This is a genomic window from Globicatella sp. HMSC072A10 (assembly GCF_001811625.1).
In the GTDB taxonomy this organism is placed as follows: domain Bacteria; phylum Bacillota; class Bacilli; order Lactobacillales; family Aerococcaceae; genus Globicatella; species Globicatella sanguinis.
In genome coordinates, this window is sequence record NZ_KV805632.1 from 11,435 (window position 1) to 35,363 (window position 23,929).

The window sequence follows — 23,929 nt, forward strand, 5'->3', positions numbered from 1 at the left end:
ACGCATTGATTATGATGAAATCACTAGAAAAAAGCTAGGCAGAAACTTTAAAAAAATCTATCTGTTACTTTTATGCGCAGTGGTTGAGTGGTCTTAACCTTGCGGGGGTGAACAGACGAAGCGAAAATTATTCAATTTTCTACTTCTGGTCAATCACTTTCTTTTATTATTGTGAAACCCACAAATTTTCTTATCCCCACTTCATTATCTTTTTTCTTTTTATTTACTTGTTAATTGCGGATCATTTTGAAACCAAAATCAGCCATGTTGAATCGATTTTCGATAATTTTTTTATTTGTATGTAAACAAAGCATAAGTGATTCAAAATTGACAGGCTAGGCACTTTATCCCTAGGAATCAGGCATTTAATGAATACAACATTAGACTCATATCATAATATTTTAATCCTCAATAAGCTAGATATGACACGCTTTAAGCACTTCACTTTTCTTTAAGAATACTTTATTCACTATGTATTCCCAATTGAATCTTTGTGACAGCACTCAAATCATTCCCATTGAGTTTATTTTGAATCATTACTTAAAGTATTGAATAAAGTCTTAAAATTAGCTACTATTAAGATATGAAAGCGATTAATATTTTATAGATGGGAGTGTTGATGATGGGGAGACAAGTATATACTTTAACGCAACAACAATTAAAAGTCGTAGATCAAGCACTACAAAATAAACAGACTGCGATTAAAGGGCCCGCCGGTAGTGGTAAGACTTTAGTGGCGATTAGTATTGCCAATCGTTTGGCTGAGGAAGATGAATTAGCACTCCCACTGGACGGCGAACGTCTACCGATTGTTTTAACAACTTTTACCAATGCCTTGGTCAATCATATCCGTCAGGATTATTATTTGGATGATATTAAAGTGATGACCGTTCACCGTGTATTGAGTGACTTTATTCGCAAAAATGGTGGGAAAGTGAAGTTTGCTTCGCGAAAGTTAAGAGCCTTTTTAGAAAGTCATCTCGATACCAATCGTTATAGTGTCAGGTTTATGGAAGCTGAATTTGCTTTTATTTATGGCAATGGCTTGAAGAAGCGTGCGGATTATTTACAAGCAGTCCGAATAGGACGCGGGCGAGGTAATCTTGACCGAGAGTATGTGTTTGACTTATTTGAACAGTACCAGGCACTACTCGCTAAAAACAATGAGTATGATTTCTCAGATATTGGTAACGTAGTTTTAGAATTTATTGCAGAAAATGAGACCTCTCCAACCGTAAAGCATCTTATTTTAGATGAGGTGCAAGATATGCCGAAGACTTGGATTCGCGCGCTACAACAGATTACCCAAGACAAAGTAGTGTATATTGGCGACGTGGCGCAATCCATTTATGGCAAACGGTTCACTTGGGTGGGCGTGGTCGGTTCTACATTTAGACCGTTAGAACTACAACGTAATTTTAGAAATACCAGACAAATATTTGAAGCAGCCGATTCGATTTTAAAATTTGAATATGTGATCAATGATGCATCACGTCAAGAATTTTCGCAAGATATAACCGAGACCCAAGATGAAGGCAATCGACCGCAACTCTTCTTATTACGCAATGAACAAAGTCAGTTGGAACATATTATTTTAAAGATTAAAGAGATTCTGTCTGATTATCCTAATGAACGGATTTGCATCGGGTTTCGCAAGACGACGCCTTTTAAATTTCGAGTATTAAAGGCATTGAGTAAAGCTGGCATTGCGTATGAAACCAATCTGAGTAAAGATACAGGGAAGACACCAGTAGTCGTTTCGAGTTTCCATTCGATGAAGGGACTCTCGTTTGATCACGTGATTTTAGCGGAGATGGATGATGCCATCTTTGCGGATGCGATTGAAGAAACGGATACTGATGTTGAGCGACGTTTAGTCTTTGTGGCGATGACGCGTGCTCGTAAGACCTTGAGTTTATTTGTTGGTAGTGACCAACCGGTTCGGTATTTAAGTGAGATTTCTCCAACTAAGATTTTACCGATTGTCTGGAATCCGACGGCTTTTGATACTTTATTTAAAGAGCAGATTCAACGATTGACTATTCGTCGTAACATTTTGCGTGAGGAGTTTCAACGCTATACGCATCGGATTGCTGAATTAGAAAGCGAGTTAGAACAAGCGCAAGCTGAATTAGCCAAAATGCTCGATCAACCGATTAGTCAGGTAGGCTTTGGTAATGAGAAAATATCAAAATTAACCGTTGATATTGAAAATGAGAAGCAACATCAATTAGCAGTTGAAGCAAAATTAATGGAAACCAAAGTGCAAGACCAATTGGCGCATAATCAATTAGATTTAGAGTTAGCGACATATTATTTTAGTGATAATGCGAAACTACTCATATTAGGTGGCGATGGAGGTTTCCGTGAGAAGCATTTACCAGGGCTCTTAAAAGAATACGGACTAGCCAGAGATGCTTATGAATGGATTCCCTATGATGAAATGAAACATTTTGATATTACCACTTGTTATTATTCAACAAAATATTCAGATTTAATCGTCGGGGCTACGCCACATAGTACAAAGGGCATTGGCAACAGTTCGAGCTTAATTCAATTTATTCGTGATCATCAAGCGGAATTACCTAAAGCACATATTTTAGAACAAAATGGCATCCCGGTTAAATTATCAAAAGAAGATTTTAGAAAGTTGCTTCCTAATACAGCCTTGTATGCTGCATTAAAAGGCATTTAATCGATTAAAGTCTCACTTGATTTGGCAATTAAGCGGTGAGGCTCAATGTATTGTTAGATAGGAATGCATGGCTTGAGGCTCAATGTATTGTTAGACAGGGACGAATCACGAGAGGTTCTATGTATTATTAGCCAGAGACGAATCCGACGATTATAATCAAAATGTCTATTTAAACAGACAATTTATATTTTGTCTATTATAACAGACAAAAAGAGGTGAGGTCATGCAATATATCTCAATGATTGGCGATGTCATTGAGTCAAAGTCCATTAAGAAACGTCATCAATCACAAGATCAATTAAATAAGATTATGAAGCAATTAAATGAACAGTATCAAACAACGATTGTTTCCAATTTTACGATTACAACCGGTGATGAAATATCCAGGATTAATAACTCAATTTTAACACCAATCCCACTTATCCTTACTTTCTTTATAGGTGCCTGGCTAGATATTTAATACTTAGTGAAGTTAATAGATACTCAAAAACCCGCCAGCAGAAATCTGCTAGCGAGTTTCTTCATTATATTTAATTAAATTCGACTGCTACTCCAAAGTGATCGCTCACGATGGGTTCTTTTTTGCCATCAAAAACAACTCGATAACTTTTAACCTCTCCCGGGTAATCCGTAAAGATATAATCGATTCTTTTTTCATCCGTATGGCCTTCCCATCCGTCAATATCACTTAAAACGGTTGCAGATCCAATCTTTTCTTCTGCCTGAACATAGGCATCTTTTAATTGAGGAGCCGTAGTTTTGATATAGTCATAGCCCTCGTCTCTAAGCTCTGCCTTATTGTTGAAATCACCCATAAAAAGGTGAGTCTTCTGACTCACTTTTTCAATATGAGGAAGCGTATTATCCCATTCATACTTGAATAAGTGATCACCTGATGGATCTAACCACCAAGAGTAGTGGCATGAAAAGACTACCCATTCTTTACCTTCAAGGCTTACATTACCTTTTAGAATTCTTCTGGTGTAGTGATTCGCATAATCCGATATTTCAGACACTAAGAAACTTTCTGGACTGAAAGGTGTTTTGGATAAAATAGCCACACCTTCATCGTACACATCATAGCCAATATGATTGGCTGTCCAACTCCAATAGTAATGAAGTCCACGCTCTTTTAGCAACTGAACGATGAGATATGCAAAGTTATCTTCCTTTATAGCAACAGGATTCATTTCTCCAGAAGCTTGGATAAATAAATCGTCCACAATTTCTTTCGCTTCCATTGTTTGATTAATTTCCTGAAGAGCGATAATTTGAAAATCTTCTTTGGCAATATAATCAACGATTTGTCTTAATTTTAATTCTGGATCCTTTTCCATCCATGAATGAGTATTCAGTGTTAAAACGTTCAATTTATTTCTCCATTCTAACCAATGTTTCTTTCATTCACTCGACCAATCTCTGTATCTTCGGAGATATCGTGCGTTTGAATGAACTCAAAGTCTTGATTTTCTGTCAAGTTCGTAAAAACAACCATGATAGTGGTTTCTTTTCCTGCTTTTTTAATCGAAGCCAAGTCCATTTCAGCTATTTTATCTCCAGCAATTACTTCTTGACCTTCTTCAACAAAGATTTCAAAACCTTCACCTTTTAATGCAACTGTATCTATTCCTAAATGAATAAGTACGTCAATTCCACTTGCTGTTTTAATACCAATTGCATGTTTGGTTGGGAAGACACTTTGAATTGTACCATCTACTGGAGAGATTACTGTATTTGTTGAAGGGTTTACTGCATAACCATCACCCATCATTTTCTGAGAAAATACTTCATCATTTACTTCAGTAATCGGAAGTACGTCACCTTTTGCTACTGGGAAAATTACTGTTGTGAGTCCTTTAGAACCTGTAGCCACTACTTCCTTTTCATCCATTTCAGGTGTTTCATCAAGTTTAGGTTCTGGAATAGCTGCATTAGAGCTCAATACATCCAAAATATCAGATTTTAAGACATCTGCTTTTGGTCCATAAACTGCTTGAACTCCATTATCTTTCTTCACAAGCCCCATTGCGCCTGCTTTTTTCCAAGCATTTTCGTCTCCAACAGAATCAACATCCTTAACAGAAACACGTAAGCGAGTCATACAAGCATCTACATCTGTAATGTTTTCTTTACCACCTAATAAGTGAATAATATCATACACTTGTTGTGTAGCATCTACAGGCTCTCCATTTTCAGATGCTACTTCTCCACCTTCGTAATTTCCATTACGTCCTGGAGTTGCAAAATTGAATTTCTTAATTAAGAAGTTTGCAATAAAGTAAGTCAATATTCCGAATAGAAGGGTTACCCAAACAAAGTTAATTAAATCCATACCTAGTCCCGCACGAATCGCTAATGGCGTACGTGTAAGCAATTCAATGTTACCAAACGAGTGAACACGTAAGTTTACGATATCAGCCATCGCAAATGCTGCTCCTTGGATTACCGCATAAACGATATACAAAGGCATAGCTGCGAACATAAACATAAACTCAAGTGGTTCTGTAACACCTGTTAAAAATACAGCTAAAGCAGCTGATACATACATTGATTTATGTGTTTTTAGTTTGTCTTTATCGACATTTTTATACATGGCATAAGATAGACCCATTAATATACCTGATGATCCAATCATTTGTCCGACTTTAAAACGAGCAGGAACTACGTTATTTAATAACCATTGGTACGTAGCAGTATCACCAGCAGCGTCTAAGTTAATTAAATCTCTTACCCATGCTAACCAAAGTGGGTCTTGACCGAATACCATAGCACCCTGTTGTGCACCAGTTAATACTTCATAGGTTCCTCCAAGAGGTGTGTAGTTAATTGGAATAGTTAATATGTGGTGTAAACCAAATGGTAATAATAAACGCTCTAATGTACCAAATAAGAATGGAGCTAAGACTGGAGCTGATTCTTGTGATTGAGCAATCCATACACCGAAACTATTAATACCACTTTGAATAAATGGCCAAACAATAGCTAATACAATTGAAGCAATTAAAGACCATAAGATAATAACAAACGGTACAAATCTTTTTCCGTTAAAGAAGGATAAAGCATCGGGTAGTTTTCTAAAATTATAATATTTATTGTAAGCAACAGCTCCCATAAATCCTGCAATAATACCGACGAAAACCCCCATATTTAAAGCTGGTGCCTCTAAAACACTAACAAAATAACCATCAATTGGTATTTCTGCTCCAAATAATGTTTGTGTTACTGCATTTGGGTCAGCTAACATTTCACTGGTTACGCCAAAAATCGCTCCTGTAATTCGGTTAATTAGAATAAAACTGAGCCCGGCAGCGAAGGCACCCCCAGCTCTATCTTTTGCCCAACTTCCACCGATTGCTAATGCAAATAAGACGTGTAAGTTTCCAATAATTGCCCAACCAATATTCTCAATCACACTTCCAACTGAAATCAAAGCTTGCATATCTGGATTAATTAGAGGAAGTGATCCACCAATACTAATCATTAATCCTGCAGCTGGCATAACAGCAATAACGCCCATTAACGCTTTCCCGAATTTTTGCCAAAATTCAAAATTAAATATTTTTTTCAATTTTCTTCTCCCTGTCTTCTTTTATTTTTATATTTCTAAAAAATTGTGAATCTGGTATTGTCACCTCCATCTTATTCATTTATTCCCATCATAATGACTACTACACTATAAACAGTAAAAACGATCTAAATTTATTATACTTTTTTAGACAACCGCTCTCATAAAATAGTTCATTTTAGTAGTAATGCATAAAACTTATAGCGTAAGATAAATGATGGGTTCTTCTTAGATCTATTCAGGATACTAATAGTTTTAATTTATCATATAACCACAATGTTGTAAAGAATGATACTATTTTGTAAACGTTTAGCAACACTCTTTATGACTTTGAAATATAAAATGTTGAGATGATGAACGCTGACTAATTTAAACTTGAAATTTATCAAACCAAAGTCCAAGACCAATTGGCTCACAATCAATTAGATTTAGCACAACCAACGTATTATTTTAGTGATAATGCGAAATTACTCATCTTGGGAGGCGATGGCGGTTTCTGTGAGAAGCATTTACCAGGACTCTTAAAAGTATATGGATTGGTGAGAGATGCTTATGAATGGATCCTTTATGATGAAATGAAGAATTTTGATATTTCCACTTGTTATTATTCAACGAAATATTTAGACTTAATCGTTGGTGCTACGCCACTTAGTACAAAAGGCATTGGTAATAGTTCTAGCTTGATTCAGTTTATTTGTGAGCATCAATCCGAACTACCCAAAGTGTATATTTTAGAAAAAGCTGGTATACCGGTTAAAATTACCATAGAAGATTTTAGAAAGGTGCTTCCTAATACAGCCCTGTATGCTGCTATGAAAGGCATTTAAACTTTTATAGTCTCTCCTGAGATTGAGATAAAGCGGGTGAGGCTCACTGTTTTTGTTAGAGAGAGACGAATCACTTTGGTGTAATCAAAAAATGTCTATTATAATAGAAAAAAAGGGGTGAGGTTATGCAATATATCGCAATGATTGGCGATGTCATTGAGTCAAAATCAATTAAGGAACGTCAACAATCACAAGAACAATTCAATAAGATTATGAAGCAAATGAATGAGCATTATCAAGCGTATATCGTCTCAAATTTCACCATTACAACAGGTGATGAATTTCAAGCCTTACTGACATCTAATGCACCATTTTTAAGGATTATGGATGAAATTTTAATGGCTTTTCGACCTAATCGGGTGCGCTTTGGCTTTGGTTTAGGCGAGATGATAACTGAAATCAATAATGAAATCAGTATCGGGGCAGATGGGCCTGCTTATTGGCATGCGCGCGCCGCTATAGAATATATTCACGAAAAAAATGACTATGGCATGACGCAAGCACGAATTGGTCATGAGAACACTGAAGTGGTCGAAAGTTTAAATCATTATCTAGCGTTAACCGAATATATTCGTAGTAGTTGGGTGACGACTCAAAATGATTTATTAGCAGTTTTATTAGCTAACGATATTTATCAAGAAGACTTTGAGCATCAAATCATTGCTGGACAACTTAATATTAACCCCAGTGCCCTTAGTAAGCGATTAAAGGGGAGTGGCATTAAAGTCTATTTAAGAGGACGCAATACCATTACTGACGCGGTGCATCAATTATTAAAGGAGGAAAAATAAACGATGGTGGTACCAGGATTCAATGCTTATTTTAATCAAAATCCTCTGTTAGTATTGTACTTAGTTGTTCATTTTCTAGTCGATTTTCATTTTCAATCACCGACAATGGCGAACAAAAAAAAGACAGATATCCGTTATGTTAGTTATCATTTGCTGGTGGTAACACTTGGCTTTGGTGCTCTATTGGTTTTCTGGCCAACATTATTGTCTAGTGTGCTATTAATTATTATTGCTCATGCTCTAATTGATATGACAAAGTAGTTTTTTACACATCGTTTAAACTTAACCAATAATCAAAACTTAAGTCTTTTTGTAGGTGATCAATTACTTCACATATTGAGTATGGTAAAGATTAACGCGGTAGCAGGGAGCACGGTAACGTTAACGATGCCGACGCCTTTTTTATTATTATTCTTATTTTGTGTGTTAGTAACAAAGCCGGTTAATATATTATTCAAATTAGCATTTAGTCGGTTCCAATCACCGGCCGTTAGTTCAGAAGAAACGGTTACAGGCGCAGGCGCGATGGTAGGAAACCTAGAACGCATTGCAATGGGGATCTTGATGTTACTAGGCCAATTTGCTTCGGTTGGCTTAGTATTTACGGCCAAGTCGATTGCCCGCTATAATAAAATTTCCGATAGCCCTTCGTTTGCGGAGTACTATTTAATAGGTTCACTATATAGTATTATTGCGGTCTTAATTTGTTATTGGTTATTATTTTACTAAGCGGAATTGGGTGTTAAAAGTCAGAGAAACAACCAAATAAAATTCCAGTATCTTTAATCAGTCGGCAATGAATTATCCGATGAAACTACTCAACTGTTATGGGTGGGCTGACGAAGCGAAAATCATTCATTTTCTATATCTATCCCACACTATTATGTTACTCCCGTTTTCTTTGATAGAATAAATTAGTCTGACTTTTTATACATCTTTCATTCTTTTCGAAAATCAATCACAACACCCCTTATTTTTGAAATGTTTCAAAAATATTTTTATCATCTCAAAAGGCTCTAAAACCTTATGATAGCAAGGTTTTAAAACCCTATTCCTTTTATCGTTTTTCATACAAAATCAGGCGATTTTTAACTTCATCATTCACAAATTTATCATAATTGATTATAATGATGGTAAATGGATGTCATGGGTTAGTTCGATCAATGAAAACTGGTTGGAGGCAACAATTGAAATTTTCAGTAATATTGTGAACTAACCTCGACATTCAAAAATCGATGAGGAGTGATACCATGTATGGTGCATTAGAAGCAGGTGGCACAAAATGCGTTTGTGCTATGTTTGATAACGAAGGACAAATTATTGAGCGAGTTAGTATTCCTACTGAAACGCCCGATATTTCTGTACCAAAAATGATTGCTTTCTTTAAAAAATATCCTGAAATGAAAGCGTTAGGGATTGGTTCATTCGGTCCTTTAGGTGATAATGAAGAGTTGCCTTCTTACGGTTATATTACCACTACTCCTAAAAAAGGCTGGAATAACTATAATTTCTTAGGTGCTTTTAAAGCAGAATTTAATGTACCCATGGCGTGGACTACCGATGTGAATGCGGCGGCTTATGGTGAAATGAAAAAAGGTGCAGCCAAAGGATTGGATAATGTTATTTATTTAACTGTTGGAACAGGTGTTGGCGGCGGTGTCGTCGTAGATGGTCATGTCGTCAGTGGTTATGGACACCCTGAAACAGGGCATATATTAGTAAGACGTCATCCAGAAGACCATTATGAAGGTAAGTGTCCTTATCACGGGGACTGTTTAGAAGGGATGGCTGCTGGTCCAGCAATTGAAGAACGTTGGGGCCAAAAAGGTTTTGATTTAGGTGAAGATCACCAAGCTTGGGAAATGGAAGCTTATTATATTGCGCAAGGATTATATAATTACTATACTGTTTTAGGCTGCGAGCGATTCATTTTAGGTGGAGGCGTGATGAAACAACGTCAATTATTCCCATTAATTCGTGAGAATTTCAAAAAGTTCAATAATGGTTATTTAGAAACACCAGAATTAGAAGGCTTTATCGTGCCACCAGCATTAGAAGACGATGCCGGTATTACAGGATGTTATGAATTAGCGCGTGAATTATTATCTTAATATCGTGTGCACGTTAAATTCTGTGAATGAGTTGAGTCATGTAATCGACAATGAATTCAAATAAAAATGAGTGGTCATGACGAGGCGGGAAGATTAACTTGTATTTCGTCTGCCACTCTCAATATTAACGATGGCTAGCGGATGCCTTAATTTGATAGTCATCGTAATTAAATTTTAAGTAAAGTGAGGTGAAATAAATGGCAACAATGAAAGATGTCGCAGAATTAGCGGGTGTTAGTTTAGGGACCGTCTCAAGAGTCATTAATAAAGCACAAGGCATTAAGCCCCAAACACTTGAAAAAGTGAATGCAGCGATTGAAAAATTAAATTATGTACCTGACCAATATGCGCGTGGTATGAAATTAAATCGTACCAATACCGTTGCTTTAATCGTGCCGACGATATGGCATCCGTTTTTCGGTGAATTTGCTTATCATGTCGAGCAAGAATTGAGTCGATTAGATTATAAGATGCTTCTATGTAACAGCGCTGGTCCGGAAAAGGAAGCAGAATATATTAAAATGTTACAACAAAATAAAGTAGATGGGATTATTGCGATTACCTATAGTTCGATTGAGGAGTTTTTATCTTCAGGCATCCCCTTTGTCAGTTTTGACCGTGTCTTTCCAGGTATGGATATTGCTTATGTTGCGTCTGATAACAAGGTAGGTGCTGAAATAGCGGCGAAGACACTCATTGAGAAAGGGTGTACGCATTTTGGCTTTGTTGGAGCGCATAATGAGACGGAGAACGAGACGAAAAAGCGCCGTCAATATTTTGAAAAAGCCATTATAGAAGCAGGATATCAACTTTCAATTTTAGATGAAGTGGAGCCTGTTCCTAACTTAAAGGAAAAGATTCGCGAGTTTTTAATTGAAAATCCTACAATTAATGGTATCTTTACGATTAATGACTTTGCTGCGCTTGATGTTATTGAAGTTGCGGAAGATTTGGGAATTAAAGTTCCAGAGGATCTACAAATAATTGGCTATGATGGAATAAGAATGGCAATTGAGCGACAATATGTCGTGTCAACAATTAAACAACCATTGGAAGAAATGTCAAAAAAAGCTGTGGAACTAATTTTAGATATTATTGATGATAAAGAACATACACGTCAATATTTAATTCCGGGATACTATGTTGAAGGAAAAACTACTAAAAAATAAAAAAAGAAAAAATACCTATTGACAAAAAACGCTTTCTTTTATAAACTAAGATTGTAGTTAGTTACGAAGTATTTTTTTTATATTATTATTGAAACGTTTCAATATAAATAAAAATTAAAACAAAATCAGAATGTGCTGTTAAGCAAAGCAGCACTGATTATTTCTAAAAGTTTTGAAACGTTTCAAAAAGGAGGAGGAAATAGATGTCAACTGTCATAAAGAAAGAGTTGAGTACATGGGAGAAAATAAAAAAACAAAAAGTATTATTTTTAATGTTAATTCCGGGTTTATTACTGACGTTCGTATTTAAATATATTCCGATGTATGGTGTATTAATTGCCTTTAAAGATTACAATCCATTACGAGGAATATTAGGAAGTGATTGGGTTGGTTTTAAGGAATTTGCGAAGTTTTTATCGGCACCGAATTTGGGATTATTAGTCGGGAACACCTTAAAGTTGAGTGTTTATGGATTATTATGGGGGTTTTTGCCACCGATTATTTTAGCCATCATGTTAAATCAATTAGCAAGTCCAAGGTTAAAAAGACAAATTCAGTTAATCTTATATGCTCCTAATTTTATTTCTGTCGTTGTTATTGTCGGTATGATTTTTTTATTTTTCTCTATTGAAGGACCAGTCAACCGCATTTTAGAGTTCATGGGCATGAATGTTAATTTTATGACCAACCCTAATTATTTTAGAACTTTATATATCGGTAGTGGTATTTGGCAAGGAATGGGTTGGGCTTCTACCTTGTATACAGCCACCTTGGTTAACGTCGATCCGTCGTTAGTTGAAGCAGCAAAATTGGATGGTGCTAATATTTTACAAAGAATATGGCATATTGACTTACCGACCTTAAAACCTGTGATGGTCATTCAATTCATCTTAGCAGCGGGTAACATTATGAGCGTCGGTTATGAGAAAGCCTACTTAATGCAAACATCTTTAAACTTAACCGCGTCTGAGATTATTTCGACCTATGTTTATAAACAAGGTTTAGTTTCGGGTAATTATTCATATTCAACAGCTGTTGGTTTAATCAATACCGTGATTAACGTGGTATTACTAATAATAGTTAATAAAACAGTAAAACACTTAAATGATGGCGAAGGATTATAGGAGGTAAATAATGAATTCAGCAATGCAAACAGATTTTGACCGTCGAATTTTATTGATTAATAAAATCATGATTGGTCTGATTGTTTTAATTACATTTGTACCACTTGTCTATATTTTAATTGCATCCTTCATGGATCCAACGACTTTACTAGCAAAAGGAATTAGTTTTAATCCTAAAGACTGGACATTACAAGGCTACCAACGAGTATTTGCTGATTCTTCGATTGTTAGAGGGTTTATTAATTCAATCTTTTATTCACTCACTTTTTCAGTTATTACAGTTGCAGTGTCAATGTTAACCGCTTATCCATTATCTAGAAAAGATTTGGTAGGTAGAAAATGGATTAATATAATGTTGCTGATTACCATGTTCTTTGGTGGCGGTTTAGTACCAACTTATTTATTGGTTAAGCAACTAGGAATGTTAAATACTGTATGGTCAATCTTAATACCAGGAGCAGTCAATGTTTGGAATATCATTTTAATTCGTACGTATTGTCAAAATTTACCTGAAGAATTAATTGAAGCAGCTGTTATTGATGGCGCCAATGATTTTCAAATTTTTGTCAAAATTATTGTGCCATTATGCAAGCCAATTTTATTTGTACTGTTCTTATATGCTTTTGTAGGTCAATGGAATTCATATTTTGATGCGATGATTTATTTAAAAGATCCAAAATTAGAACCCTTACAATTGGTTTTACGAAAAATCTTAATTCAAAATCAACCTAATCAAGAAATGATTGGAACAAATACCGCAATGATTGATATTCAACGTATTGCCGAAATGATTAAATACGCTACTATTGTTGTCTCAAGTTTACCATTGATGATTATGTACCCATTCTTCCAAAAATACTTTGATAAAGGTATTTTGGTTGGTTCAATTAAAGGATAAAAAAATATTTTTTGGAGGGAAAAAAATGAAAAAAGCAAAAATGTTTGGATTGTTAATGTCCAGTGGTTTAATTTTAACGGCATGTAGTGGGGGTGGTGGGACCTCAAGTCCTGATTACGGTTTGAAGGATGTACAATTTCCGTTAGAAAAGCAAGTGACTTTAAAAGTGACGACCGGTAGTTCACCTTTGGCGCCAGAAGACCCTAATGACAAATTAATTGTCAAAAGATTAGAAGAAGATACAAATGTGCATATTGAATGGATTAATTACAATACTGATTATGCTGAAAAACGTAACTTAGATATTTCCAGCGGTGATTTACCAGATGTCTTCCATAATGCTGCGGCTTCAGATGTGGATTTAATTAAATGGGCTAAAAATGGGGTTATTGTTCCTGTTGAAGATTTAATCGATCAGTATATGCCTAATTTTAAGAAAATACTAGATGAAAATCCAGAATATCGCGCGATGATTACAGCACCTGATGGTCATATTTATTCATTCCCTTGGATTGAAGAATTAGGATCTGATAAAGAATCGATTCACTCTGTTAATGATATCGCATGGATTAACGTAGAATGGTTAGATAATTTAGGTTTAGACATGCCAGAAACAACTGATGATTTAATTGAAGTCTTAGAAGCATTTAAAACTGAAGACCCTAATGGTAATGGTGAAGCGGATGAAATCCCAATGGCCTTTATTAATAATGGAGGTAATGAAGACTTTAAAATCTTAATGGGAGCCTTTGGAATCGGTGATACGGATGATCACGTTGTTGTCTCAAACGATAAAACAGTTGACTTTACAGCTGATAACGAAGAGTACAAAGAAGGAATCAAGTTCATGCGTGATTTATATGAACGTGGTTTATTAGACACTGAAGCCTTTGAACAAGATTGGAACACTTATATTGCGAAAGGGTCAGAACATCGTTATGGTGTCTACTTTACATGGGATAAAGCCAATGTAACAGGGATGAACGATAGTTATGATATTTTACCAGCATTAGCAGGACCAGATGGTAAAAAACATATTGCACGTACTAATAACTTTGGTTTTTCTCGTGACCGTGCCGTTATTACTTCAGCTAATAAAAACTTAGAGTTAACGGCCAAATGGCTTGATAGGATGTACGAACCAGTACAATCTGTTCAAAATAACTGGGGAACCTATGGTGATGATACCCAACAAAATATCTTTGAATTTGATGAAGCAACACAAACTTTAAAACACTTACCATTAGAAGGGACAGCTCCAGGAGAATTACGTCAAAAGACGGAATTGGGTGGACCTTTAGCAATCTTGGATGAATACTATGGTACTGTGACGACGATGCCAGATGATGCGAAATGGCGTTTAGATTTATTACACGAACATTATGTGCCATATATGAATAATGATTATAATTATCCGCGTATATTTATGACAGTTGAAGACTTAGAAAAGATTGAAACAATCGAAGCAGACTTAATGGAATATGTTAACCGTAAACGTTCAGAATGGATTGTTAACGGTAATATTGATGAAGAATGGGATGCATATTTAGCAGAATTGGATAGATTTAGATTACCAGAATGGTTAGAAATTAAACAAAAATATTTTGATGAATATTTAGCTAACCAAGAATAGTAGGAGGCGTATCAATGACTCAATTTACAATCGAGCGAGCAAATCAATTTATTAAAGAAAACAAACATTTAGTCAATCCACAATACCGACCTCAGGTGCATTTTACGGCACCTATCGGGTGGATTAATGATCCAAATGGCTTTATCTTCTATCAGGGAGAGTACCATTTGTTTTATCAACATTATCCTTATGATGCGATTTGGGGGCCGATGCATTGGGGACATGCTAAGTCAAAAGATTTAATCCATTGGGAACATTTACCTGTAGCGTTAGCACCAGATAAGAATTATGACCTTGGTGGATGCTTTTCAGGTAGTGCCATTGAAAAAGATGGCAAATTATGGTTAATGTATACAGGGAATATTCAAAATGAACAAGGCGAACCGCGTCAAATACAAAATATCGCCGTCTCAGAAGATGGAGTTCATTTTGAAAAAATTGCTCAAAACCCGGTATTAACCGAAGCGGATTTACCTGAAGGAATAGTGCCAGCTGATTTTCGTGATCCAAAGGTTTTTGAAAAAAATGGCAAATATTATGCGGTGATTGTGGCTCGTCATGAAGACGGTGTAGGTTGTGTCTTATTATATAGTTCCGATGATTTAATTGAGTGGCAATATGAGTCGATCTTCCTTAAAGGAACGAAGGAACAAGGTGAAATGTGGGAATGTCCAGATTACTTTAATCTTGATGGCGTTGATACACTATTAATGTCACCAATGCGTTTTGACCGCGATGATTTAAGTCATCATAACATAAATACCACAGTGGTTGTTAAAGGGAAAGTTGATTGGGAGAAAAAAGAATTTATCCCTGAACAATGGGCAGAATTAGATCATGGACATGATTTCTATGCGCCTCAAACATTAGAAGATGACGAAGGTCGTCGTATTATGATTGCTTGGATGAATACTTGGGGACGTCATAATGTGACCAAAGAGTTAGACCATCAGTGGGCTTTCGGGATGACTATGCCACGTGTATTACACTGGCGAGATAACAAATTTACGCAAACTCCTGTATTGACTGAAGCACATTTAGCAATAGAAACGACGGATGATTTTTCGATGAATCAAGCGAAATTATTAGTCTTACGACCTAGGGAGCAAGCCGATTTTGAATTGCGAGTGGGGAGTGCCAATGACTATGTCAGCATTCGTTATGAAAAGGATGGCAATGCCGTTTATTTAGACCGAGAAAATCTAAGAATTGATTTATCAGGTGAAGAAAAAGAACCTGTTACTAAACGTGGTTTCAGAGTAAAAGAAGACCAATTAACTAGACTGGAAATTATCTTAGATACGAATTCCATCGAACTAATTGCCAATGATGGCACAGCGACTTTATCGTCTAATATTTATTTAGAAGAAGGAATTGAGCCGGCTGTGACCTTATGTAATGGAGAAGTTGAAATTTCAAGTTATGTCATTCAATAATTGTTTGATTATTGTTTGTTGAGGCTTTAGGTCATGACCTCCTGAAGTGTCTTTGTATATATTTGATGAAACAGCAGGTCATGCCATCTAATAATACCTCATTGATATTTGATGAAACAGCAGGCCGTGCCATCTAATAATACCTCATTGATATTGATGATATTCACGACAGGACGTCTAGTAAAATTTTCAGTGATTGATAGATGATTATTTAAAACAAACTAATAGGGAATGGACCAATCAAAGGTAATCAAGGGATTACTAATGATTGGTCCTTTTTTGTTGGAGTAAAATAAGCCTTCAATTATTAACAATCGAATCATAGGATTGTTCATGCTATTTCCTGTTGGTGCTGTAACAAAAAACGAGTCCACAAACATTAAGAAAATGTAAAAATTACTTTTTATTGCAAAAAACGCTTGACTTAATAATAGATAATTATTACAATTTAAAACGTTGAATTTATAAATTGAAAGGTTGAGAGAAATGAAAAAAATATGGCGAGCTTGCTTTTTAATCATGTTATTATGCTGTACGTCCCTTATTCAACGTCCTGTCATGATTGCGAAAGCGAATGAACCAACAGAATTAAATATTGTCACAAGTTTTTATCCAATGTACGCTATCACCAAAGAAATTGTCGGTGATTTGCACGAAGTTCGCGTTCTTAATTCTAGAAATGGTATCCATGGTTTTGAACCTTCAGCCAATGATATAGCGGCTATTTATGATGCCGATATTTTCATTTATCATTCTAATATTTTAGAATCTTGGACTAAAAATATTGCGGTTAATTTACAGAATTCATCCGTTATTTTAGTTGAGGCCTCAAGAGGAATGGCCATGCAGAAGGTTACCGGTTTAGAAGATATTGAAGAAATCGAAGGGATGGATAATGCGGCGTTGTATGACCCACACACTTGGTTAGATCCGATTGAAGCTGGTGTTGAAGCGCAATTGATTGCGGATCGTTTATCGGAATTAGACTCAGACAACCAAGAGACTTATCAAGCGAATGCAAAACAATTTGTTGAACAAGCAGAACAACTTGTTGCTAAATATCAACCGATTTTTGAACAATTGAAACAGAAAACCTTTGTTACCCAACATACGGCTTTTTCATATTTAGCCCACCGCTTTAATTTGAAACAGTTAGGAATTGCAGGGGTATCTTCCGATATTGAGCCGTCATCAAAGAAAATTGCCGAAGTACAAAAATTTGTTAATGAGTACCAAGTGAAGACAATCTTTGTTGAACCCAATGTCTCTGACCGTGCCGCTAAAGTGATTGCGGATGCGACCGGCACAACCATTGTGGAATTGAGTCCACTAGAAGGCGATCCACTTAATACTGATCCATTTTTAGTGAATTTAGAAAAAGTATTAGAAACATTAAGCAGTCATTTACAACAGGAGGAATAGTATGAATTTCAAAAAATCATTATTAGTTACGTTATTAGCCAGTGGAGTATTCTTAAATCAAAATATAGTCTTAGCCGAAGAAAACAGTTCATCAGGTATGAATTATGTCGATGGCACTGAAGAAACTAGCTCATCAGGAATGGATTATGTTGATGGAGCTGAAGAAAACCAAACTGACAGTAATCATTCAATGACCGAATCACGCTCACAAGAAGAAGTTAATTTAGATGAAGGCATTGCCGCAGAACAAATTATTGTAAAAATTACCGAAGAAGGTTATGTTACTTCTCATGGAGACCATTATCATTATTACAATGGTGAAGTACCTGAGGATTCTATTTTCTTAGAAAGCATAGTGACTGAAGAGGACCTAGAGTCTTTTGAAAAAGTGAGTGAAATTGCGAATGGGTGGATTGTCAAAAAAGACGATCAATATTATGTTTGGTTAGAAGAGGGCAAAAAAGCATCGACTGTACGTTCAACCGATGAATTGTTATTACAAGCGAATGGTCTTAATCCGAAAGATGCTAAGGCAATCGTGGAATTGAGAAAAGATTATCACTTAACTGACGAGAGCTTAATTATGCCGGTTGTAGATAAAACGCCTGAAGAAGTATTAAAAGACTTAGACTTTGAAGGACAACCGATTGTCGTTTATATTACTGAAAAAGAATATGTACTGTTAGTTGGCATTGATTTATATGTATTCAGTGGCGAAGTAGCAGAAGAAGCTTATTTTAGTGAATTATTATTAGCACCTAGCGATTATCAATTACAAGAAGCAGATGTTAAACAAGCGATTAAAGACGGTTTTATCGTAAAAATTGATGACCAATATAAAGTCTATCAAGAAAAAAATAATGACCATATTATGGATATCGACACGATTCTTCAACAAGTTAAAAAATCATTTGCTGAATTTCAAGAACAAGATGCATCACAACGTGATAAACGAGAAAAAGTGAATCATGTAAAAGAAGGCGAATTGTTGGGTGGATCAGGTTCAAGAGATGCTAGTGGTAGCTATGTGACCAGTGATGGTTATGTGTTCAGTCCCTATGATGTTATTCAAGACTTAGGCGATGGCTTTATCGTACCGCATGGTAATCATTTTCATTTTATACCAAAATCTGACCTTACTGCTGCAGAGTTACAAATTGCGTTAGCTGTATTAGGTAAGAATGGTAACACTAAACCTTCGACATCTGATAATAGCGGTCAACTTGGTAACAATCATCAAAATAACCAAAATAACCACGGTAATCAAAATGGTCACACTAATGACAATACGATAACGGTTAAACCTACCGATTCTAACAAACCTTATACAACGAGTGATGGGTATGTCTTTTCCGTTGAATCCATTACGAAAGTAGAACGCCAAGGGATTATTGCTAAACATGGTAGTCATTATCACTGGGTTCCTTTTACTGATTTAAATAAAAAAGAACTACAAGCTGCTAAAACATACATTAAAAAACATTTCGGTATTGATTTAGTTTTAGTCAATGAAAATGATCAAAAGGATAAAAACGAAGCGTCATCACCGCAAGAAATACCATTTAATGCTAAGGCGGTGTTAAGAAAAGAAACTCAAAATGGCCAAGTTGGTTATGTCTTTTTAGCAAATAAAAAAGAAGTCTTCAAACCAATAAGCGAATTAGATTATCAAGCCATTTCATTTGCAGAACAACAACTTAATTTAAATTCAGATTTAAAATATAAATTCGAAGTTGCGAAAGCGAATGAAGGTGAATTAGAACCTGGTTTATATGTTCCACTTAGTCAATTACCAATGCATGCGGGTAGCGCAACATACGATACTGGCGATTCCTTTATTATTCCACATATCGATCATATTCATATTGTGTATTATAGTGATTTAACCAAAGAACAAATCGCGACGGTTAAATATTTAATGCAACATCCTGAATATCGTCCAGTACCATGGACCGATGAAGGCCATGAAGACACTGTATCGAATGAGATTACTTATGTGCCTAATGTGACACCAAAATCTGAACGTGCTGGATTGAAAAACTGGCAAATCGTTCACAGTGTCGAAGAAGTAAATGCTGCCTTAGCAAAAGGAATCTTTGCGAATGACGAAGGTTATATCTTTAGTCCAGAAGACTTAAAAGACAGTGCTACTTTTGTTTGGGATAATGGTACTGTGTCAATTCCTAAAAAAGGTGGAAGTGAATATTTCACTTTAGATACCAACCAATTACCAGAAACATTGAAAGCACAAGCTCAAGATATTATTAAAGAAAGACAAAATAAAAAACAAGAAGATTCAGAGGAAGCAGACAATCAACCAGAAGAAGAAATTTTAAATTCTACCTTGATTGAATTTTTAGAAAAACATTATAATCTACCGCCGTTCTCAGTTTATTATCAATTTGAACCAGAAGGCTTTAAAGTCTATTATTCAGATGATGACTTTATTGTCATTGATAAAGCAGATGTACTTGCTGCGTATCAAGAAAAAGGCACATTACCTGAATTACCTAAGGCTGTTGAAGCAGAATCCACGACTTCAGAAGTGAATGCTGAAACAACAGAAATGGACCAAAACGAAAGTGCTGTGGAAGAAACGACGACCACTGAAGCCGTTGATGGTGTTGTCGAATCAACTACTGAAGTTATGCCTGAAGCTAATGTTGAAACAACGGTTGAAACCAGTGTCGAAGCACCTGTTGAAGAGACGAGTACTACAATGGAAGTCCCAACCACTATTGAAGCAGTAGAGTAATTACCTTCTGGTCCACTCCCAACTGTGTGGAGTGCTCAGACAAAGCGACAATGATTTATGTTGTTATATTGTGCCCATTCTTTAATCTAGGCCAATAAATTAACACTTTAATTTAAAACGTACTATTAAATCAATCGGGTTCAATGGTACCAAACAGAAATAAGAAAAAGCGTTGAAGTCCTAGTAAGGAACCTCAACGCTTTTTTAGGATGTAAAATCGTAAGCAAAAAAGTCGTATAAATATCAAGCGGCATCTCGAAAAGTTGAGCTATAGCTTGGTTTTATGTTTGAACTGTGTGGCGGCCTCTCGTAAGTGAAAATGATCTAAAACATCAAGATTTCTTTTCCTCAATCTATGTAAAACATTATGTGAAACATTCTTAAAAGAGGTTTTATTCGCTAGCTTTTTTTTTTTTTGACAGTGAAGACATCGTGATGTGGTGTATCACTCGATGGACGACGGTTCTATTCGCTAGCTTTTTTGACAGTGTAGATACTGTGCAAATGGCTAGCCGATAAAAATAATCGAACGGTTTTATATTTTAACTTGTTAAACAATTAGTCTTTCAATGCTTCGAATTTTGCGCGCATGGTGGGATTATTACGCGTTAATTTTTTTACCGTTAAATCATCCGCTTTATTATTTGCTAGACGCAAGTTATTTTCAGAAGATAATAAAGCAGCTTTAGTTTTTTCCAAATGTGTGATAGTTTTATCAATTTCATCAATGGCTGTTTGGAATTTTCGGCTGGCCAGGTCATAATTACGTGCGAAAGCTGATTTAAATTCTTCTAAATCTTCTTCAAAGTGTGCAATATCAATATTCTGTTCTCGAGTTAAAGCTAACTCTTGTTTATATTGTAGTGAGTTCATTGCGGCATTTCTAAGTAGACTAATAATCGGAATAAAGAACTGCGGGCGAATGACATACATCTTTTCATAAGCATAGGAAACATCAACAATTCCATTATTATATAATTCATTATCCGCTTCTAGTAAGCTGACTAAGATGGCATATTCACATTTCTTTTCAGTACGATCTTTATCTAATTCTTTAAAGAAATGTTCATTTTTCTTTTTAGTGGCGGTTTCGTCATTTTCATTTTTCATTTCAAACATAATTGAAATGATTTCAGTACCGTGTTCATCATATTCTCGATAAATATAATCGCCTTTACTTCCTGAACGAGCATCATTATCTTTCCCGAATTGTGCACGGGGAAAGGCAGTAGCGCGAATCTCATTAAATTGAATTTCGCAATGTTGCTCGAGACTTTCACCTACCATTTTAGTGGATTGTTTAGCTTTAAAGTCTTTATAGAAAGCAATGGTTTCATCTTTTTGCATTAATTGAATTTCATAGCGTTCTTTTAAGTTTTTTTGCTCAATTAAAGTTTCTTTTTCTTGTAATTGCAAACGATTGGTTAATTCATTAATTTCTTTATCTTTGGCTGTTACCAGTTCCATCGAGGAAATCTTATGCGTATTCTCGATTTGATTTAATTGAGCTTCCAAGTCGGCAATTTGTTTGTCGCGTTGGGTTAATTGTTCGGTTAAATCAGCTTTAATTTGCGTTTCTTTTTCAACTAAGGAAGCAGCAGTTTTTTCTTTTTGTAAATCAATTTTTGCTTGTAACTTCGCTAATGCCTGTTCTTTTTCAGCGATTAATTTGGTTAAAGCTTGCTCTTTGTCATTCTTTAGTTGGGTAATTTCACGTTCTTTTTCTACTGTTAATTGAGAAATAACCTGATCTTTTTCGACCGCTAGTTGTGCTAATTCTTTTTCTTTATCATTTAGTTGTTCAGTTAATAGTTTACTGAATTTTTCTTCAGCAAGGGCAATATCTTTTTGATGTTCTTCATTAATTTGTACTAAGCGATTATGTAGTTCTTGATCAAATTCTGAAGTTCTAACTTGGCTCGCGATATTCGCATAACTGGTCTTATCAATTTGAAAAGTTTCACCACAATGTGGACATTTAATTTGGTGCATTTACTCAACTCCTTTGTTTGTCAATAGTATTGTATCATAGGGTGAGGTCAAGTTTCATCTTTGTATTAAATACGTAAATTGGCTGACAATTAGTTCTTTAACAGTTATCCCGGTTAAACCAATAAAACTTTAATTGTAATAAATTTATCTATCAAAAAATCCGGGCTCAGTCGAATACAAAGCCCAGATTATGATGAGTCGCAATTGTAAAACACTTCTCTAATAGATAAGTTGTCTAATAAGATTCAACCTTTGTAACAGAAAATGCATCCATTTTTTGCATCAATAACAGACTAAATATAATTAATAGTTCTGAATGGCCGTATACGTTTTACGAGAAGTATTGGTTGCAAATTTTATTTTCTGAAAGGTGTTATATCGTTTTACAAACAGAAATATTGGTTGAAATTTCTCTATTTTTAAATGGCCGTATATCGTTTTTCAACAGCAATACTGCTTGAACATCACGATTCGGATTTCACCGAAAATGTTGTCGATTAAATGACAGTTCGATTTAAGACGGCTTTTGCTTCTTGATAAATATCTTCAATAATGGTGTGAACCGGCTTAATTTCATTGATCATCCCGGAAATTTGGCCAGCCATTAGTGAACCATTCTCAAGGTCGCCGTCTTTAACTGCTTTGGCTAATGAACCAAGTGTCAAGCTTTCTAATTCATCCCGACTGGCATCATTATTTTCCAGTTCAATAAATTTCTCAGTCATTTGATTACGAAGACAACGGACTGGTGCGCCAGCTCGTGTACCGGTGACGACCGTATCGGTATCGATTGCTTTAAGTATAGCTTCTTTATAGCCTCTGGCAATCGGACATTCTTCACTCGCTAAGAATACGGTTCCTAATTGAACCCCTTGCGCGCCTAAAGTGTAAGCAGCGGCCATGCCACGACCATCCGCAATTCCACCGGCCGCAATGACGGGGATTTTAACGGCATCAACGATTTGGGGAATCAGTGCCATAGTGGTGGTGTTACCAATATGACCACCTGCTTCTGTTCCTTCTGCAATAATCGCATCTACTCCTAATTCTGCCATCTTAATGGCATGTTTTACGCTCGCAACTACAGGAACGACTTTAATCCCGGCTTCTGTTAGATAGGGCATGACATGCTTGGGTGTGCCGGCACCGGTCGTGACGATTGGCACTTGTTCATCAATAATCACTTGGACTAATTCCGGAATATTTTCCATCATCAACATCAAGTTTACGGCAAAAGGACGATCGGTAATTTTTCTTAACTCGCGAATTTCATGACGTAAAGTTTCAGCGGACATGCCACCTGAAGCAATAATACCAAGTCCACCAGCTTGTGAAACGGCAGCGGCTAGGGGGTAGCGTGCAATTTGCGCCATCGCTCCTTGAAAGATGGGATATTGAATTTTAAAAAGTTGTGTAATGGTCATAGGGCATCCTCCTAAAAGTTTGATTTGTATTTCACAAGTTAATCGTATCATAAAATTTATCACTTTAATAGATTTCGCTGGATAATT

Annotated in this window: 17 protein-coding genes and 1 pseudogene; 14 read left to right on the forward strand and 4 right to left on the reverse strand. The window is 35.8% G+C overall.

What is annotated here, in order from left to right:
- Positions 1-622: 622 nt before the first annotated feature.
- Together HMPREF2811_RS01395 and HMPREF2811_RS01400 are read left to right on the forward strand one after the other, a co-directional pair.
- Complete coding sequence (locus HMPREF2811_RS01395) at positions 623-2,695, forward strand: 3'-5' exonuclease (RefSeq protein WP_071407780.1); 2,073 nt, start codon at positions 623-625, stop codon at positions 2,693-2,695.
- Positions 2,696-2,918: 223 nt separating this feature from the next.
- Positions 2,919-3,155, forward strand: a complete 237-nt coding sequence (locus HMPREF2811_RS01400; protein WP_071407781.1) for a SatD family protein — start codon at positions 2,919-2,921, stop codon at positions 3,153-3,155.
- Positions 3,156-3,225: 70 nt separating this feature from the next.
- Here the strand turns inward: HMPREF2811_RS01400 and HMPREF2811_RS01405 are convergent, their stop codons facing one another.
- Entirely contained in the window at positions 3,226-4,065 is an 840-nt protein-coding gene (locus tag HMPREF2811_RS01405; protein WP_071407782.1) for an endonuclease/exonuclease/phosphatase family protein, read from the reverse strand.
- 14 nt (positions 4,066-4,079) lie between these two features.
- Positions 4,080-6,263, reverse strand: a complete 2,184-nt coding sequence (locus HMPREF2811_RS01410) for a PTS transporter subunit IIBC (RefSeq protein ID WP_071407783.1) — start codon at positions 6,261-6,263, stop codon at positions 4,080-4,082.
- 404 nt (positions 6,264-6,667) lie between these two features.
- Between HMPREF2811_RS01410 and HMPREF2811_RS01415 the strand changes: the two genes are divergently transcribed.
- The 12 genes and pseudogenes from HMPREF2811_RS01415 to HMPREF2811_RS01465 form a co-directional block, all read left to right on the forward strand.
- A complete protein-coding gene (locus tag HMPREF2811_RS01415; RefSeq protein WP_071407784.1) occupies positions 6,668-7,087 on the forward strand; it encodes a hypothetical protein in 420 nt (139 codons plus the stop codon).
- 125 nt (positions 7,088-7,212) lie between these two features.
- Positions 7,213-7,878 carry a SatD family protein gene (locus tag HMPREF2811_RS01420; protein WP_071407785.1) on the forward strand — a complete coding sequence of 222 codons (666 nt, stop codon included), beginning with the start codon at positions 7,213-7,215 and terminating at the stop codon, positions 7,876-7,878.
- A gap of 3 nt (positions 7,879-7,881) precedes the next feature.
- A complete protein-coding gene (locus HMPREF2811_RS10970; RefSeq protein WP_084801824.1) occupies positions 7,882-8,139 on the forward strand; it encodes a DUF3307 domain-containing protein in 258 nt (85 codons plus the stop codon).
- Positions 8,140-8,220: 81 nt separating this feature from the next.
- Positions 8,221-8,607: a hypothetical protein gene (locus HMPREF2811_RS10975; protein ID WP_084801826.1), complete on the forward strand. Its 387-nt coding sequence runs from the start codon at positions 8,221-8,223 to the stop codon at positions 8,605-8,607.
- Positions 8,608-9,128: 521 nt separating this feature from the next.
- On the forward strand, positions 9,129-9,989 hold the full coding sequence (locus tag HMPREF2811_RS01430; protein WP_071407786.1) for an ROK family protein: 861 nt from the start codon (positions 9,129-9,131) through the stop codon (positions 9,987-9,989).
- Between the two features lie 197 nt (positions 9,990-10,186).
- Positions 10,187-11,158: a LacI family DNA-binding transcriptional regulator gene (locus HMPREF2811_RS01435; RefSeq protein WP_071407787.1), complete on the forward strand. Its 972-nt coding sequence runs from the start codon at positions 10,187-10,189 to the stop codon at positions 11,156-11,158.
- Between the two features lie 203 nt (positions 11,159-11,361).
- Entirely contained in the window at positions 11,362-12,282 is a 921-nt protein-coding gene (locus HMPREF2811_RS01440) for an ABC transporter permease (RefSeq protein WP_071407788.1), read from the forward strand.
- A gap of 10 nt (positions 12,283-12,292) precedes the next feature.
- Complete coding sequence (locus HMPREF2811_RS01445; RefSeq protein WP_071407789.1) at positions 12,293-13,180, forward strand: carbohydrate ABC transporter permease; 888 nt, start codon at positions 12,293-12,295, stop codon at positions 13,178-13,180.
- A 40-nt stretch (positions 13,181-13,220) separates the two neighbouring features.
- On the forward strand, positions 13,221-14,813 hold the full coding sequence (locus HMPREF2811_RS01450; protein WP_371441396.1) for an ABC transporter substrate-binding protein: 1,593 nt from the start codon (positions 13,221-13,223) through the stop codon (positions 14,811-14,813).
- Positions 14,814-14,827: 14 nt separating this feature from the next.
- Positions 14,828-16,249: a glycoside hydrolase family 32 protein gene (locus tag HMPREF2811_RS01455; RefSeq protein WP_071407791.1), complete on the forward strand. Its 1,422-nt coding sequence runs from the start codon at positions 14,828-14,830 to the stop codon at positions 16,247-16,249.
- Positions 16,250-16,735: 486 nt separating this feature from the next.
- On the forward strand, positions 16,736-17,671 hold the full coding sequence (locus HMPREF2811_RS01460) for a metal ABC transporter solute-binding protein, Zn/Mn family (RefSeq protein WP_071407792.1): 936 nt from the start codon (positions 16,736-16,738) through the stop codon (positions 17,669-17,671).
- 1 nt (position 17,672) lies between these two features.
- Positions 17,673-19,571 (forward strand): annotated as a pseudogene (locus HMPREF2811_RS01465) (pneumococcal-type histidine triad protein); the annotation flags it as partial.
- Positions 19,572-20,984: 1,413 nt separating this feature from the next.
- Here the strand turns inward: HMPREF2811_RS01465 and HMPREF2811_RS01470 are convergent.
- Together HMPREF2811_RS01470 and HMPREF2811_RS01475 are read right to left on the reverse strand one after the other, a co-directional pair.
- The gene (locus HMPREF2811_RS01470) at positions 20,985-22,418 is read right to left on the reverse strand and encodes a DUF2130 domain-containing protein (protein ID WP_071407794.1); all 1,434 of its coding nucleotides are present in this window, start codon (positions 22,416-22,418) and stop codon (positions 20,985-20,987) included.
- Positions 22,419-22,915: 497 nt separating this feature from the next.
- Entirely contained in the window at positions 22,916-23,842 is a 927-nt protein-coding gene (locus tag HMPREF2811_RS01475) for a nitronate monooxygenase (protein ID WP_071407795.1), read from the reverse strand.
- Between the last annotated feature and the right edge of the window lie 87 nt (positions 23,843-23,929).